Genomic DNA, 14,167 nt, shown 5'->3' with positions numbered 1-14,167 from the left:
GAGGTGGAAATCATAGAACTGTTTCACTTGTTCGGAACCATAGATTTAAAAGATGAAGCTTCCAAAGGCCTTGATCAAGTCGACGGCAAAGCAGAAAAGACCGGTAGTATGTTCGGCAAGATGGGCAAAGTTGTAGCCATCGGAGCCGCTGCTGTCGGAGCTTCCGCTGTTGGTGCAGGCGCTGCTCTCTTTACCATGGCAGGAAAAGCGGGAGATCATGCGGACCGCATATTAGATTTGAATGCAATAACAGGCATGAGCACAACATCGATACAAGAATGGAATCAGGTGGCGAAAGTTGCCGGTGTAGATACTGAGACAATGACGAAAGCGTCCAGTAAACTGACCAAGCAAATGAACATCTTGGAAACTGGTACCGGTAAAGGGTCGGAAGCGTTAAAGGGCTTAGGTGTCACTTATGACCAACTGAACGCAGCATCTCCGGAATACCGAATGACAATGCTTACTGAAGCATTAGCCGGCATTGAAGATCCAGCAGAACGAGCACGCCTCGGTACAGACCTATTCGGTGGAGCATGGCAAGACTTAGCGCCAATCGTTGCATTAGGCGCTGATGGTATGGCAGATGCGAAAAATCAAGCGCATGAACTTGGGGCCGTTATGAGTGAAGATGCCTTAAATGACGCCAATAACTTTCGGATTGGGATGGAAAACTTGAAAACGATGATGAGCGCATTTGCTATGAACATTGGAGCTGCAGTCGCTCCCGTTCTAACAAATGTGTTACTGCCGGCATTTGAACGGATGATTCCTGTAATCGCAGATTTCGGTCGGAAAATTGTTGAGTGGATTTTGAAAGTCGTTGACTCACTGGGAGATATGGCCGCAAAAGTCCAGGAATGGGCGGCTACGAATCAAGAAAAGATTGATGCAGTGAAAGAGGGTTTTGTTTCCGCGTTTGAGGCTATTGGTGAAGGCATCCGTAAAGCGGGCGAAATGCTTGCCAGTATGACGCAATGGGTGATTGAGCATTGGAATATCCTTGGTCCGATACTCGCGGGTATTGCGGCAGGTGCTATTGCATATCAAGTGATTACTGGAGCAATGGCTGCATACCGAGCAATTATGCTGATGGTGACAACGGCTCAGGTGGCCATGAACTTGGCGATGCTGGCAAATCCAATCGGTTTGGTCGTAGTAGCAATAGGTTTACTGGTGGCTGCTGGTATCCTGCTTTATAAAAATTGGGATACGGTTAAAGCGAAACTTGATCAGTTGTTCCAGAAATTTGGCGTTAACACCGAGGGGATCAAGAGAGTGGTGCTCGCAGGATTCACTTTCATTAAAAATACGATGCAAAATTATATGCAAATGGCAGTGACTGTCATTACGTCAATTCTAAGATTTATCCAATCGACCTTCCAAAATACGCTAGCATTTTTGAAAGGCTTGGTTACTGGTGACTTTGGCGCCATGCGTTCGGCCATTGCGTCTCAGATGCAGGCATCGAGCCAGCTGATTTCTCAAATTTGGAGTGCAATAAAAACGTTTTTAACTTCAACTTTTGGCAGAATCGTTTCAACGGCTCGTTCAAAATTTCAGGAATTGGTTTCTAGTGTTCGTGAAAAAATGAATTCAGCCAGAGATACGGTCAAGCAAACCATAGACGGGATTATGTCCTTCTTACGAGGCATTAACTTAGCTACGATTGGCCGACAAATGATTCAAGGGTTGATTAACGGAATCAAAGGAATGGCGGGCAATCTACTCTCTACCGTTAAATCACTCGTTAACGACAATATTCCAGCGCCGATTAAAAAATTATTGAAAATTGCCTCGCCGTCCAAGTTGATGCATCAATTTGGTGAATGGACCGGCGAAGGTTTGGAAAACGGAATGGAAGACAGTACGACAGGCATCAACAAAGCGGCCCATAGTATGGCGCAGGCGGCTATTCCTGAGTTGGATTTGTACCCGAACAAAGCGGCAAGCATGAGCTTGGTTAAGGGGATCAATAGAAAACCCGATGCAGCCACGGTACCAATCCGAGAACAAAACTTCCCGCCAATCGTTGTCCAGCTTCCGTTAAACGGTCGAATCATCGCTGAAGAAACGATTGATATCAACCAACAACTTTTTGGAGCAGCGGCAGTCAATTCAGCATTTCTTAGAGGGGTGAGGTAGTGAGCGTTAAACTATACGATTCGAACATGAAGGAAATTAAGTTGCGCGGTGTCAGGTGGTTGGAGTTTACACCTCAACCTCCTGAGGCTGAACCGCATACGGAAAATGTGTGGCATGGAGATATTGTATTGGGTAAGACCCGGAACAGTCGGTTGATTAATACGCGGCTGCAGTACCAGGCATACGATTTCCTGGATTATAAACTGCTGCGGAATGAGTTGTTTGCGGCGCTGGATCCAATTAAGGATATATGGGCGGTAGATCAACACGTTCCAGGCATACGCTGGCATGTAAGTGTTCAGGAAGTTGACATCGAACGAATCAATGGCAAGTTTGCGGAAGTGGCGGTGACGCTTTACTCTGCAAGACCGCACGCTGAATCCATCGGTACCACGCTCAATCCGTTTACATCGGAATCCGGCATCTGGGCATATGGCATGGGATTGGAAGGAGATGTGGCCAAGCAAAAGTATGTTCACAATACCGCAACTTTCTCCATCTACAACGCCGGTAACTTGGAAGTGGATCCGAGGGAATCAAAGCTAATCATCAAACTGACGTCTTCCACAGCAACAGCCAGTGACCTACGCATCACGAACTCGACCACTGGCGAAATGTGGCAGTATAAAGGGTTTTTCCAATCTGGCGACATCATCACTGTGGATGGCGTACAGGCGAGACGGAACGGTCTCAACATTGTAAAAAACACCAACTTGGCGCTAATTTCCATCGCACCAGGCATCAACCAATTTAAAATCGAAGGCATAACAGGGGGATTCGAGATTTCTTTCGAGTTTCCTTTTTTGTATCTATAGAAGGGGGACTGTACAGTGTTTAAATTAAACAGAAAAGGCGTTTCGTTAAGTCCCGAAGAGCGCATCAAAGAGAACGAGAACCTGACGATGATCGAAGAGGAATTTACGCGACTGGCACAAATCGAACTTGATTTTAATGCCGTAGTAGCGGAAGCCGGAAACAGCAATCCAGAGATCGTCCTGGCACGTGGCGAGGAAGCGAATTTGAATGCACGGTTCGAAAAAGTCGACCAAAACTTGAACCAAACCAATGACGAGATATTAACACGCGCAAAAAAGAAAGATGTTGCCGAAATCGAATCCGTGCCTACTACACAAGGGCGCTGGTGGTCTGAGTCGGGACAACAACTCGCGGCCGATCTGAACGGATTACCAAGAGCAACGAAAACCGTCCCTAAAGCGTATAAAGAGCGCGTCGTTTTTCTCGGCTCCTCCTCGTCCGAGGGAACAGGGCCGACGGATCGAACAAAAGCCTGGTTTACATTGATCGCGGAGAGGCTTGGACCTGATTATGAGGTCATTATCCGTGGAATCGGCGGGAATAAAACGCCCGACGTATTAAGCCGGTTTTATCGAGACGTTGCGCCGTTGCAGCCAGATTTTGTTATTATCCAGCTAACGTTAGGAAATGAAGGGATTTATACGGCGAGCGATAAGATTGCGGTGTATCAGCAGTTTCGGAAAAACCTCTTAAAGATCGTTCGAATGGTCCAACAGATCGGAGCGACGCCGATTCTCGCGAGTCAGGGGCCGACGCGAAACTTTAACACAATGTACTACAACCACGCCGCGCAGCTGAACTCGGAATTTGAGCGCATGGGCATTCACAGCATTGATTGGCTCGGCAACTTGACTGAAACGAATGGCCTGTGGATCAGCACGTTAATGGCTGACAGTTTGCACTATAACGATAGAGGGCATCAGATGATTCGGGATTCGTTCCCACCTTCATTGTTGGCGAAAGCTTCGTTCCAAGACGCGAAACCGATACGCACACGAAGTGGGCATATTAATATCGCAGTTGCAGCAACGGAAACGCCGATGTTCTTCATTCCTGACTACCCACCGCTTAATTGGACGGTCTTTTTGCGTGTGAAATACGCGCAGCCAACACAAGCGGCCGGAATCATCTCATTTAACAGCACGGACCGTTTGTTTGTAACGCAGAACGTCCAAGGGCGCATTAATGTCAATGTAGGAGGTATCACAACACAGGTCGATGTTCCTGAGACAATTGCTTGGAATACTTGGTACAGCATCGCGGTTACGTATCACGCTGAAACAAAGGAATTCATCGTTTATATAAACGGAATAGAAATTTTAAGACGGACGGAAGTCAACTCCATTTTGTCGAAAGTAACGATATCAGGTCGGGACGGTTCAGGAAATCTAACATTGAACAATGCGAGCTTTAAGGATTTGGCAGTTTATCGCACGCGGTTAAGTGAGCGCCAAATCCGCACGCTGCAAGAAGGCGAATACACACAGACGAGTTTGGATCTGTATGCACCACTCAACGATAAGATTGCAACGCCTGGCACGCAACTGATCAACCTAGCATCGACGACAAGCACCTTGGTCGTGAATACCGGCGAAACGAGCTTGACTCCAAGCTAACAACACACATCACAGGGCGTCCGATTGGGCGCTCTTTTTTCTATGTGAAGAAAGGGGTGCGGCAGTGTTACCCATAACGAAACTTGACGGGGAAATGCACCAATTGACGAAGGTTACGAAAATGAACCGGAAGCGGAAAGTGAATGGCGATAAGACGCTATCATTTGAAGTGATTCCGCACGAAACGAATGCACATGCATGGGATTCCGTCACAAATGAAGTGGTTGCTGATTTCCTAGGTGAGCCATACGTGATCAAGCAAGTGGACGAACGAAGCAACGGTCAACGGTCCACAAAACAAGTCGGTGCCGTCCATAGATTTTTCGCGAGTATGATTGACTGCTACCAGGAAGATGTACACAGCGGTTCTTTGACGTTCCAAGCAGCATTAACAATGGTGTTCAGCAAAACGCTATATGGCTTTACTGTGGTAGACACCGTAGGCGCAAAGACGCTGGAGAACTTCGGTGCAGATAACTGTTTGGCATTGTTCCAGAAAGTATTGGAATCTTACGGCGCGGAATTCCGTGTGGTCGGCAAACAAGTGTACCTACACAGACAAATTGGCGCAGATACCGACTTTCAATTTCGCTGGCGGCACAACGTGAAAGGCTTGAACAAAGTTGAGAATACGAGCAACTTGTCCACCTATATCAAAGGCTACGGCAAGCTGAAAGAGCTGCAGGACACACTGAGTAACACATCGATCCCGTACACAACCCGCACCGGAACATACTACACAGAAACAGGCATCAATAAGCTGGCCACCAACCAAACAGGCGCAACCTTCCGCTTCTCCTTCACCGGTACCGGCTTTAATTGGCGAACGATTGTACTTGGCTGGGGAGGCGTTTGGGAGTTTACGATTGATAAGCAGACCAATGTAAAAATATCTACGTATGAGGACACATCCGAACTGAGCAAGGAAAAGACGTTTGAAGTGATACGGGGACTTGAACATAAATCACACAGCGTTGTCGCCACGTTTAAAGGGAAAGATTCAAAAAGCTGGTATACGTCCATAAAGGGCGGCAACATGGACCCGATCGGCTACCTGTTAGCCGGAAACATCATCGGCGTGTACCGTGGATTGGTTGGGGATGAAAAGTACTTGGCGGTGGCTGAGTATAAGAGTCCGAACGCGTCACTATATCCGAATCCCGACTCGCCAGACGGATTGCGCTACGCAGGGAAAATCATTGATGAACGCTACACGACCAACGCCACGATGCTGCAGCGGTTAAAAGACAGCTTGCAGGATGAACCGGAACTGTCAATAACTGTAGACATCGCGGAACTTGGCCTGAACAACGGGGCATTGAACGAAGGAGACCGTGGCTACATTATCTACGAACCGATGAATATTAAAGTAGCAGCTCGGATTGTGGAAATCGATGAAACCTACAAATTTATCGACAAACGGTGGCGTGTCGTGAAAACGTCCGTTACCCTGAGCAACAGTTCGATACGGCTCTCAGATATTACCACACGGATGTCGGAAACATCGAAGCGCATTGATCGGTTGTTTAGTGGCTTAGAGAAAGTTCCGTTTCAGGCGATGGATGCAGCTGTAGCGCAAGCAACGAAAGCATTGTTATCTGCTCAAACCGAATTGGAGTTTGTAAATGGCATTATCGCCAGAGATAAGATTGACCCAAACAAATTGACGGTACACAATTCTTCAGGTTTTGGTATCTCTAATGATGGAGGAAGCTCATTTGGTTATGCCATAACAGGAGACGGAATTGTAGCTGAATATATTATGGCCGGCATGTTGCGCGGGATGGTCATTGCGTCCGAAAGCGAAGACTCGCTCATGTGGATACAGGGCGGGGACATTCGGCTCGAAGCGAAGAGTGGTCAATACTTAAATTTTAACTCACGCGGTTTTACAGGATTTAACCAGGAAGGGAACATTCTTTTCCAGGCGAATCAAACGTGGGTTACGACGGCAATAGTTGGAACGACGACAACAAACTTTTACTTCTCCGCTTATAACGAAGCGAGGGCAGTTAACATAAACGGGCTTCCTGGAGACGGTCAAATCGGGAGCTATACGTATATTCCGGTCCGGGCAGATGGCTACAAAGGCAATTATCTAGATGTGAACACGGGTACCAATGCGACAAATCTTTACCTGCGGCCAACATTAGGCGGTGAAGTACGCGTCACGGCCGGCGGCTCGACCGATATTTACTACCCGCTCCGCGCTGCAGCCATACATGGGACTGGCTTTATTACCACGACGACCAACGCTTATATTGGAGCGGATACAGAGCTCCGCGTCGTCTCAAAAGTCGGAGCCACAACTCCCGGAACAGAGAACCTTGTTTATCGAGACGTAAGGGCGCGCGCTTACTACGGCGTATCGCTTACGGCGGATCCGGGCTTATACGCGTATATCGGAACAGATCTAGGGCTCCGGGTAACGAGCCGCGGACTTGCCAGCTCCGGACCTATTTATCGGGACGTTACAGCTGCAAGTTTTACGAACGGTTCCCGCGTCGAAACGAAAGCAGATATTAAACGGTGGGACGCCGACGCGCTAGAAATTATCAAAAATGCGGATCTTTTAACGTATTTTTTAAAAGGGGATCTCGAGCAAGGGCGAAGAATCCGGAGATATGGCCTTGCGATCGGCGGAGAGTGGCGAACGCCGGAACACATCATAAACGGTGACGGCGTGGATCAGTACGCAATGGAGACGACAGGCTGGTTAGCGATCCAACAGCTTATTAAACGGCTGGAAAAAGCGGAAAATACTATAAAAGAATTGATGGGAGCTTAATATGAATCCAGAACAAAACAACGAAATGACACTCGAGCAAGCAAAAGAGACGCTTAAATTTCAGGTAGAAGTTATGCAACAGCAAACAGCGGAGATCGGCGCGCTAACTTCAGAAAAAATTACACTCGTCGTACAGGATCGCCGGAATCAAGCGAAAATCAAAGAGCTAAAAGATGCGCTACAGGGAATGGTGGACGCAACAAAGGCACAAGAGAGCGCTGAATAAGCGTTCTTTTTTATTGCCTCTAAAGAGAAAAAGGGGGATGAGGATATGGGAAAGGATGAGGGGATATGTTCAGATGGGAGGTTACGGCGGTGAAGGGATTTCTTGCAGCAGTAGTAAGCTTTGCGGTTTATTTGACGGGCTTAATCAATGAAGCAACCGTCGTATTATTATTTTTCATGTTTCTAGACATGATCACCGGTTTGCTGCGTGCCTGGATGACGAAATCATTAAACAGCACACTTGGTTGGGCTGGGCTCATTAAGAAATTTGCGATATTCGTTGTCTTGGCTATGACGGCCGGCATCGAATATTTTTTTATTCACATGGGACAGGACACGAACGGCGTCATCATTATGGGCGTTGCCAGCTTCTTCATTGTGAATGAAGGATTATCGATTCTTGAGAATTGCGCACAGATGGGCTTGCCCATTCCGCCTGTCCTTTATAACGCGTTGGATAAGTTAAATCGTGACCCGGCAGGAAAAGAACAGGCACTTATACGCGACCCAGCGTTAGAACAAGTCGATAAAGCCATCTTGATTAAGGAAATTCAACAAGTTCAGAAAGAAAATATCCAGCAAGATAAAAAGAAGGAGGAGTGTTAAACATGGCAGCAGTGTTGATATTTGCGTCAATTTTAGTTCCTATTATCACCGCATTAGTAGAGATGATTAAAAAGACGGTGGACTTGCGGGTCAATTTTATATCCGTGCTTGCGTTCCTGGTCGGCCTCATAATTGGATTGGCAGCGTTCCCGTTCACGGATCTCGATTCCATTAATCGATTATGGGCCGGTGGATTAGCTGGACTTGCGGCAACAGGATTATATGAGGTTGTCAAACAACGAGAAAACAAACCAAAAGGAGGAGATGAATAATGCGGTTCCTGCCACATGGAATGAAAATAGGACATGCTACAGTGATTGTAGATATTGTACCAAAAGGAAATCCTAAAATACGTCCAGGCATTCCGATGAAAGCAAGAGGCATTACCGATCATGACACTGGAAACCCAGGGAGAGGGGCAGATGCGAAAGCCCATAACAAATTACTTCATAACTGGGGCAAGCTCCCTGTAAAAGATACAACACACATTTCCTGGCATGGAGCCCTTGATGAAGATTTTATCATTCAACATCTACCTTTTGACGAGCCTGCTTATCATTGTGGTGATGGTTGGGGGCTTAATTCCGGTAATAGGAACACCATTGGTTTTGAGAAGTGTATGCACCAAGGGGCGGACAGACAAAAAATCGAAGAGAACGCTATAGCTCTGTATGCATATCTAATGAAGGAAATGAACTTACCTATTGAATGGGTGCGACCGCATCAATATTGGAGTGGCAAATACTGCCCGCAGTTGATCCTAAATAAATACGGTACATTTAAACCTTTCAGAGATAAGATAGAAGCGGAATTCAAAAGAACGAAAGTGAAGGTGGCACAAGTGAGCAAAGATTACTGGATGAACGGTGATAAAGGCAAACCGATTGAAATTATTCAAGACATGATTAACTTTCTGGGATACAATCCGAATTTAACGGTAGACGGGATTTTCGGAAACGGTACAGAAGCTGGAGTTAGATGGTTTCAAAAGAAATTTAATCTTGTGATAGATGGGATTGCCGGCAAAGCGACACTTAGCAAATTGACTGCAGAAGTAAATGCCGTCAAAAAAGTAGAAGTAGATAAAAAGGCTGCGGAGGAAGCTAAGAAAGCAGCTGTAGCTAAACCAAAGGCACCGGTCTATCGTGTCTCTGTTGAGGGCAAACAAGTAAATGCTTATAGTCAATTAACGGGCATGGTTCAAGAATTAGAGAAAGCTATAAAGTCTGGAAAGAAAAACATCGAATATAAACAAGTATAAGCAAAGCCCTCTACCTTAACTGGTAAAGGGCTTTTTTTCGATTAGTAATGAATAATACTCCTTATAATGTTAATTAATACTTCTTACTTCACATTCTTAAACCAGGATAAGGTATAATATGGAAAATATGGTGCGGGGAGAATAAATTATGCCACAACATTTAGGTCTAAATATCATGGAAAAATCCGGTGGATTAAAAATGACAAGAGAGAATTATATAAGAGTAAACAATAAAAGCTCATTTGGTACAGGAGAGATTTACCCTGAATCATATATAAAATCGCATACAAAAAACTGCTTTGAGAACTTTGACTTGAATATACAGTATTATAATTCATTGTCTAAACAGGAATTTAACGAAGAACTTATGCGTTTTCTCAATAAAACTAAAGTATTTGAAGAATTTACCGACCTTTCTCTTTTAAAAGGTTCTCCTGGATACTATGTCATGGTACTGGATGCATACTCTCAAGTATATATCGGTATAAGTGGAGATATAACAAGACGTCTCAGAGTGCATTGGAGTGCACAAAAACAATTCGACCGTTTAATATTCGGAGGAATAGACGACTCAATTTTATCAATAGACAGTTTCAGGGCCTATGATACTACTAGAGTATTTGCCTATGTAACTGATGACTTTCAAAGTTTCGAAAACGAGTACATCAACTATTTTGATCCTAAGTATATGTTAAACAGAACTGTCGGTGGACCATTAAATGGTTTAACCGAGGCTATACTTCATAGAAAAACAAGAAAACTATCTAGCGAGGATAATATTTCTTAAAGCGGTCCATAAAGTAGCTAGCCAATTGTTAAGGTCTAAACAGTTATGATGTATAAGCTTTTTCAAGATTTAAAGCCCTTTTCTCTTATCGAGAAGAGGGCTTGTTCATTTATATATACATACGTTGTCCTTTATCCGGATTTTTCTTTCGGTTGTGCTTGGTTTTGCTCATATAATTGGAACGCAGCAATTTATGCAATGGATCTGCTGGCTTGCTTTGAATCACTTCACTCACAAAAGTATTATCAATCAGTTCTAATTGTTGCTTGGTGCGCTCAATGTTTATTTCGGAGACAACTTCTTTAATGCTACCGGTATAGGCATACAATTTAATGATTTGTTGTTCAATCGTTTCTTCTGGATAGGCTTCAGCTAACATAATAAAAGATTGTAAGGATTCAATTTCTTTCTTGGCTTCTCCTACAGTTGGAAAACGTTTCATCGGATTCTCCATTCTAATATGTAATTCCTTATATACGGAGATTCTGTCAAAACGTTTCATTTTTTCAACTCGCACATAAACTCGCACAGGAGAAAAACTGTTTTGCGAAGTAGTGAACATGTAAAACGACTATATTATATAGAAGAAACTCATTTTTCTAGAGGAAAGATTGAACGGCGAAAAGTGGCGAAATTCGGCATTCTTACGACGCTTGTAAAACTCATTAATCCTAAAACTAGTCTCGAAACGTTGATATATTAACGTTTCGAGCTTTTTTGTTTTGCAAAAATTTTGGGTAAACAAAAATTAAAATGTATTTACAATATGTGTATACCCTATTAGTATAAGCATAGGAGTGCCCCTTTCATGGCTGCTTCTTATAAGAGAATGGAGGAATCGAATGAGTAAAAAATTTCTACAGCGCCTGCTTGCTTTGCACTATGTTTATCCGAAACCGCTCAACAAACTGAATTTGCTTTTGGAAAAAGATTTGCAGCTTGAACGCCTGCACGAGCAATCTGCTCAGCAACTTTCACAAAAACTACTAATTTCCGCAGCTTCCGCCCAGCAGTTGAAAACAGCTTACGCTGATTCTTTGAAAATCCCCTTTGAAGCAGTTTACGAAAAACATAAGATTATCCCCATATCCTATCTCCATCCTCTATACCCCAAAAGCCTACTCGAATTATTTGACCCGCCAGCCATTCTTTACGCAAAAGGTAAGACAAATTTATTAGATAATCCCGATCGGCTCGCGATTATCGGTTCGCGAAAAGCGACGAGCTATTCGCGAAATGCGATGGAACTCATTGTTCCTCCTGTTGTAGAGAATAATTTCGTTATCATAAGCGGTTTGGCGAAAGGTGCAGATGCCATGGCGCATGAAACGGCAATTACTTTTGGCGGTTCGACAATTGCGGTAACGGGCAGCGGGTTTTTGCATCCTTACCCAAAAGAGAACTTAAACTTGCATAATATAATAGAAGAAAATCATTTAATTATCACCGAATATCCGCCTTATATGCCTCCGAAAAAGTGGAACTTCCCCATGCGGAACCGGATTATCAGCGGATTGTCGCGTGGCATTGTAGTAACCGAAGCGCAAACAAAGAGCGGTACATGGAGCACGGTCGATCATGCCATAGAGCATGGAAAAGATATTTTCGCAGTGCCTGGAAATATTTTCTCCCCGCTTTCAGAAGGGCCGCATAAATTGATTTCAGAAGGCGCAAAACCTGTCTGGAACGGTTGGCAAGTGCTTGAAGAATACAGGCAACTAGTTTCTAAAAACTAGTTCTTAAAACTAAAAGCCTTGCATTAAGGGAAAAACTGTTATACATTTTGCACAGGTAATTCTTATTTATACAGTCTATAGTTTTAAGAAACCTCTATGAGGAGGAATATTCATGTCGGATTTTTTAGTGATTGTTGAATCGCCGGCAAAGGCGAAAACAATTGAAAGGTATTTAGGGAAGAAATATAAAGTTCGTGCATCGCTCGGGCATCTCCGTGATCTTCCACGGAGCCAAATGGCAGTAGATGTTGAAAACAATTATGAGCCTCGTTATATAACCATCAGAGGAAAAGGCCCTATTTTACAAGATTTGAAAAAAGAAGCGAAAAAGGCAAAAAAAGTTTTTCTCGCAGCTGACCCTGACAGAGAAGGGGAAGCGATTGCATGGCATTTAGCTACGGCACTTGGGATTGACCAAGATTCAGACTGCCGCGTTGTTTTCAACGAAATTACCAAAGACGCGATAAAAGAATCTTTTAAACATCCGCGTCAAATTGATATGGACCTTGTTGATGCTCAACAAGCACGCAGGATACTTGACCGCCTAGTGGGCTACAGCATCAGCCCGCTGTTATGGAAAAAAGTTAAAAAAGGCTTGTCTGCTGGCCGTGTTCAATCTGTAGCGCTCCGTTTGATTATCGATCGGGAAAATGAAATTAAAAGTTTCGAGCCTGAGGAATACTGGTCTATTACAGGGCTATTTGAAAAAACGAAGAAAAAGTTTGAAGCCCAGTTTTACGGCAGCACCGAAGAAAAAACAAAGCTGAACACCGAAGAAGACGTTAAAGCAGTAATGGCTTCAATGAATGGCAAAGACTTCACGGTAAACCGCGTGGTGAAAAAAGAAAGAAAGAGAAATCCTTCCCCTTCTTTTACAACCTCATCCCTTCAACAGGAAGCAGCCCGTAAACTAAATTTCCGTGCTAAAAAGACGATGATGCTAGCGCAGCAGCTATACGAAGGAATCTCGGTCGGAAAAGAAGGCATTACAGGATTGATCACGTACATGCGAACTGACTCCACCCGTATTTCGGATACAGCCAAAAAAGACGCCCTTGAATTTATATTGGGACAGTATGGTGAAGCATATGCAACTAAAGCGACAGCCGGTAAACAATCTTCCTCATCACAAGATGCTCACGAAGCGGTCCGCCCAACAAGTGTCTACCGCACGCCTGAATCTTTGAAAGAAATTTTGTCACGCGATTTATACCGGTTGTATAAATTGATATGGGAACGATTTATCGCAAGCCAGATGGCTCCAGCAGTAATGGATACGGTAATGGCTGAATTGCAAAGCGGTGAAGCGGTTTTCCGGGCAAACGGTTCTCAAGTGAAGTTTCCAGGTTTCATGAAGCTTTATGTTGAAGGTACTGATGACCAAACGGATGAAAAAGAAAATATTTTGCCTGAGATGAATGAAGGTGATAAGGTTAAAGCTGTGGATATAGTACCGAAACAGCATTTTACCCAGCCGCCTCCGCGCTTTACGGAAGCACGGCTTGTCCGGACATTGGAAGAACTGGGCATAGGCCGCCCTTCAACATACGCGCCAACTCTTGATACTATCCAAAAGCGTGGATACGTCACTCTTGATGCCAAACGCTTTATGCCGACTGAACTCGGGGAAATCGTCCATCAACTTGTTTCTGAATTTTTCCCGGATATCTTGAATATTGAGTTCACGGCGAAAATGGAACATGATCTTGACAGCATCGAGGAAGGCGAAATCGATTGGAGAGCCATAATTGATGCGTTTTTCCAGGAATTCGAAAAGTCCCTTGAAGTAGCCGAAAGTGAAATGGAGAAAGTGCAAATCAAAGATGAGCCTGCAGGAGAAGATTGCGAAATTTGCGAATCTCCGATGGTCTTTAAATTAGGGCGTTACGGGAAATTCATGGCTTGCAGTAATTTTCCGGAATGCCGAAACACAAAGGCAATCGTCAAGCATATCGGTGTTACTTGCCCGACATGTAAAGAAGGCGAGATCGTCGAACGGAAAAGCAAGAAGAAGCGCCTCTTTTACGGATGCGAACGCTATCCGGAATGCGATTTTGTCTCGTGGGACAAACCGATCGAACGGCCATGTCCGAAATGCAGCCAATTGTTGGTTGAAAAGAAAGTCAAAAAAGGCGTTCAAATCAATTGCGTAAGTTGCGATTACGAAGAAGAAGTTCAATAATTTAT

Annotated in this window: 12 protein-coding genes; 11 read left to right on the top strand and 1 reads right to left on the bottom strand. The window is 44.4% G+C overall.

Going from position 1 to position 14,167, the window contains the following annotated elements:
- Positions 1 to 3: 3 nt before the first annotated feature.
- The 9 genes from B0H99_RS01835 to B0H99_RS01795 all read left to right on the top strand — a co-directional run bounded on the left by B0H99_RS01835 (position 4) and on the right by B0H99_RS01795 (position 10,244).
- The gene (locus tag B0H99_RS01835; protein WP_146137234.1) at positions 4 to 2,145 is read left to right on the top strand and encodes a phage tail tape measure protein; all 2,142 of its coding nucleotides are present in this window, start codon (positions 4 to 6) and stop codon (positions 2,143 to 2,145) included.
- The gene (locus B0H99_RS01830; protein WP_106531911.1) at positions 2,145 to 2,960 is read left to right on the top strand and encodes a phage tail domain-containing protein; all 816 of its coding nucleotides are present in this window, start codon (positions 2,145 to 2,147) and stop codon (positions 2,958 to 2,960) included. The genes B0H99_RS01835 and B0H99_RS01830 overlap by 1 nt, the downstream gene beginning before the upstream one ends.
- A 15-nt stretch (positions 2,961 to 2,975) precedes the next feature.
- Positions 2,976 to 4,577, top strand: coding sequence for an SGNH/GDSL hydrolase family protein (locus B0H99_RS01825; RefSeq protein WP_106531910.1), 1,602 nt, complete (start codon positions 2,976 to 2,978; stop codon positions 4,575 to 4,577).
- A gap of 64 nt (positions 4,578 to 4,641) precedes the next feature.
- The gene (locus B0H99_RS01820; protein WP_106531909.1) at positions 4,642 to 7,365 is read left to right on the top strand and encodes a phage tail protein; all 2,724 of its coding nucleotides are present in this window, start codon (positions 4,642 to 4,644) and stop codon (positions 7,363 to 7,365) included.
- Between the two features lies 1 nt (position 7,366).
- Positions 7,367 to 7,591, top strand: coding sequence for a hypothetical protein (locus tag B0H99_RS01815; protein ID WP_106531908.1), 225 nt, complete (start codon positions 7,367 to 7,369; stop codon positions 7,589 to 7,591).
- Positions 7,592 to 7,656: 65 nt separating this feature from the next.
- Entirely contained in the window at positions 7,657 to 8,196 is a 540-nt protein-coding gene (locus B0H99_RS01810) for a phage holin family protein (protein ID WP_106531907.1), read from the top strand.
- A 2-nt stretch (positions 8,197 to 8,198) separates the two neighbouring features.
- Positions 8,199 to 8,468 (top strand): holin, encoded by a 270-nt coding sequence (locus B0H99_RS01805; RefSeq protein ID WP_106531906.1) that lies wholly within the window; start codon positions 8,199 to 8,201, stop codon positions 8,466 to 8,468.
- Positions 8,468 to 9,457, top strand: coding sequence for a peptidoglycan recognition protein family protein (locus tag B0H99_RS01800; RefSeq protein WP_106531905.1), 990 nt, complete (start codon positions 8,468 to 8,470; stop codon positions 9,455 to 9,457). The genes B0H99_RS01805 and B0H99_RS01800 overlap by 1 nt, the downstream gene beginning before the upstream one ends.
- 148 nt (positions 9,458 to 9,605) lie before the next feature.
- Positions 9,606 to 10,244, top strand: coding sequence for a hypothetical protein (locus B0H99_RS01795; protein WP_106531904.1), 639 nt, complete (start codon positions 9,606 to 9,608; stop codon positions 10,242 to 10,244).
- Between the two features lie 109 nt (positions 10,245 to 10,353).
- Here the strand turns inward: B0H99_RS01795 and B0H99_RS01790 are convergent, their stop codons facing one another.
- Positions 10,354 to 10,686: a hypothetical protein gene (locus tag B0H99_RS01790; RefSeq protein WP_106531903.1), complete on the bottom strand. Its 333-nt coding sequence runs from the start codon at positions 10,684 to 10,686 to the stop codon at positions 10,354 to 10,356.
- A 400-nt stretch (positions 10,687 to 11,086) separates the two neighbouring features.
- On the opposite strand from B0H99_RS01790, the gene dprA reads away from it, so the two are divergent.
- Complete coding sequence (gene dprA / locus B0H99_RS01785; RefSeq protein ID WP_106531902.1) at positions 11,087 to 11,980, top strand: DNA-processing protein DprA; 894 nt, start codon at positions 11,087 to 11,089, stop codon at positions 11,978 to 11,980.
- A gap of 112 nt (positions 11,981 to 12,092) precedes the next feature.
- Positions 12,093 to 14,162: a type I DNA topoisomerase gene (gene topA / locus B0H99_RS01780; RefSeq protein WP_106531901.1), complete on the top strand. Its 2,070-nt coding sequence runs from the start codon at positions 12,093 to 12,095 to the stop codon at positions 14,160 to 14,162.
- The last annotated feature ends 5 nt before the right edge of the window (positions 14,163 to 14,167 follow it).

It is taken from the genome of Planomicrobium soli, from assembly GCF_003014655.1.
In the GTDB taxonomy this organism is placed as follows: Bacteria; Bacillota; Bacilli; order Bacillales_A; family Planococcaceae; genus Planococcus; species Planococcus soli_B.
This window is presented reverse-complemented; position numbering and strand designations above follow the sequence as displayed.

Coding starts and splice junctions, on each gene's coding strand:
- B0H99_RS01790 (WP_106531903.1), bottom strand. CDS start 10,686: ATGAAACGTTTTCCAACTGTAGGAGAAGCCAAGAAAGAAATTGAATCC.
- B0H99_RS01810 (WP_106531907.1), top strand. CDS start 7,657: ATGTTCAGATGGGAGGTTACGGCGGTGAAGGGATTTCTTGCAGCAGTA.
- B0H99_RS01805 (WP_106531906.1), top strand. CDS start 8,199: ATGGCAGCAGTGTTGATATTTGCGTCAATTTTAGTTCCTATTATCACC.
- B0H99_RS01800 (WP_106531905.1), top strand. CDS start 8,468: ATGCGGTTCCTGCCACATGGAATGAAAATAGGACATGCTACAGTGATT.
- B0H99_RS01795 (WP_106531904.1), top strand. CDS start 9,606: ATGCCACAACATTTAGGTCTAAATATCATGGAAAAATCCGGTGGATTA.
- topA (WP_106531901.1), top strand. CDS start 12,093: ATGTCGGATTTTTTAGTGATTGTTGAATCGCCGGCAAAGGCGAAAACA.
- dprA (WP_106531902.1), top strand. CDS start 11,087: ATGAGTAAAAAATTTCTACAGCGCCTGCTTGCTTTGCACTATGTTTAT.
- B0H99_RS01815 (WP_106531908.1), top strand. CDS start 7,367: ATGAATCCAGAACAAAACAACGAAATGACACTCGAGCAAGCAAAAGAG.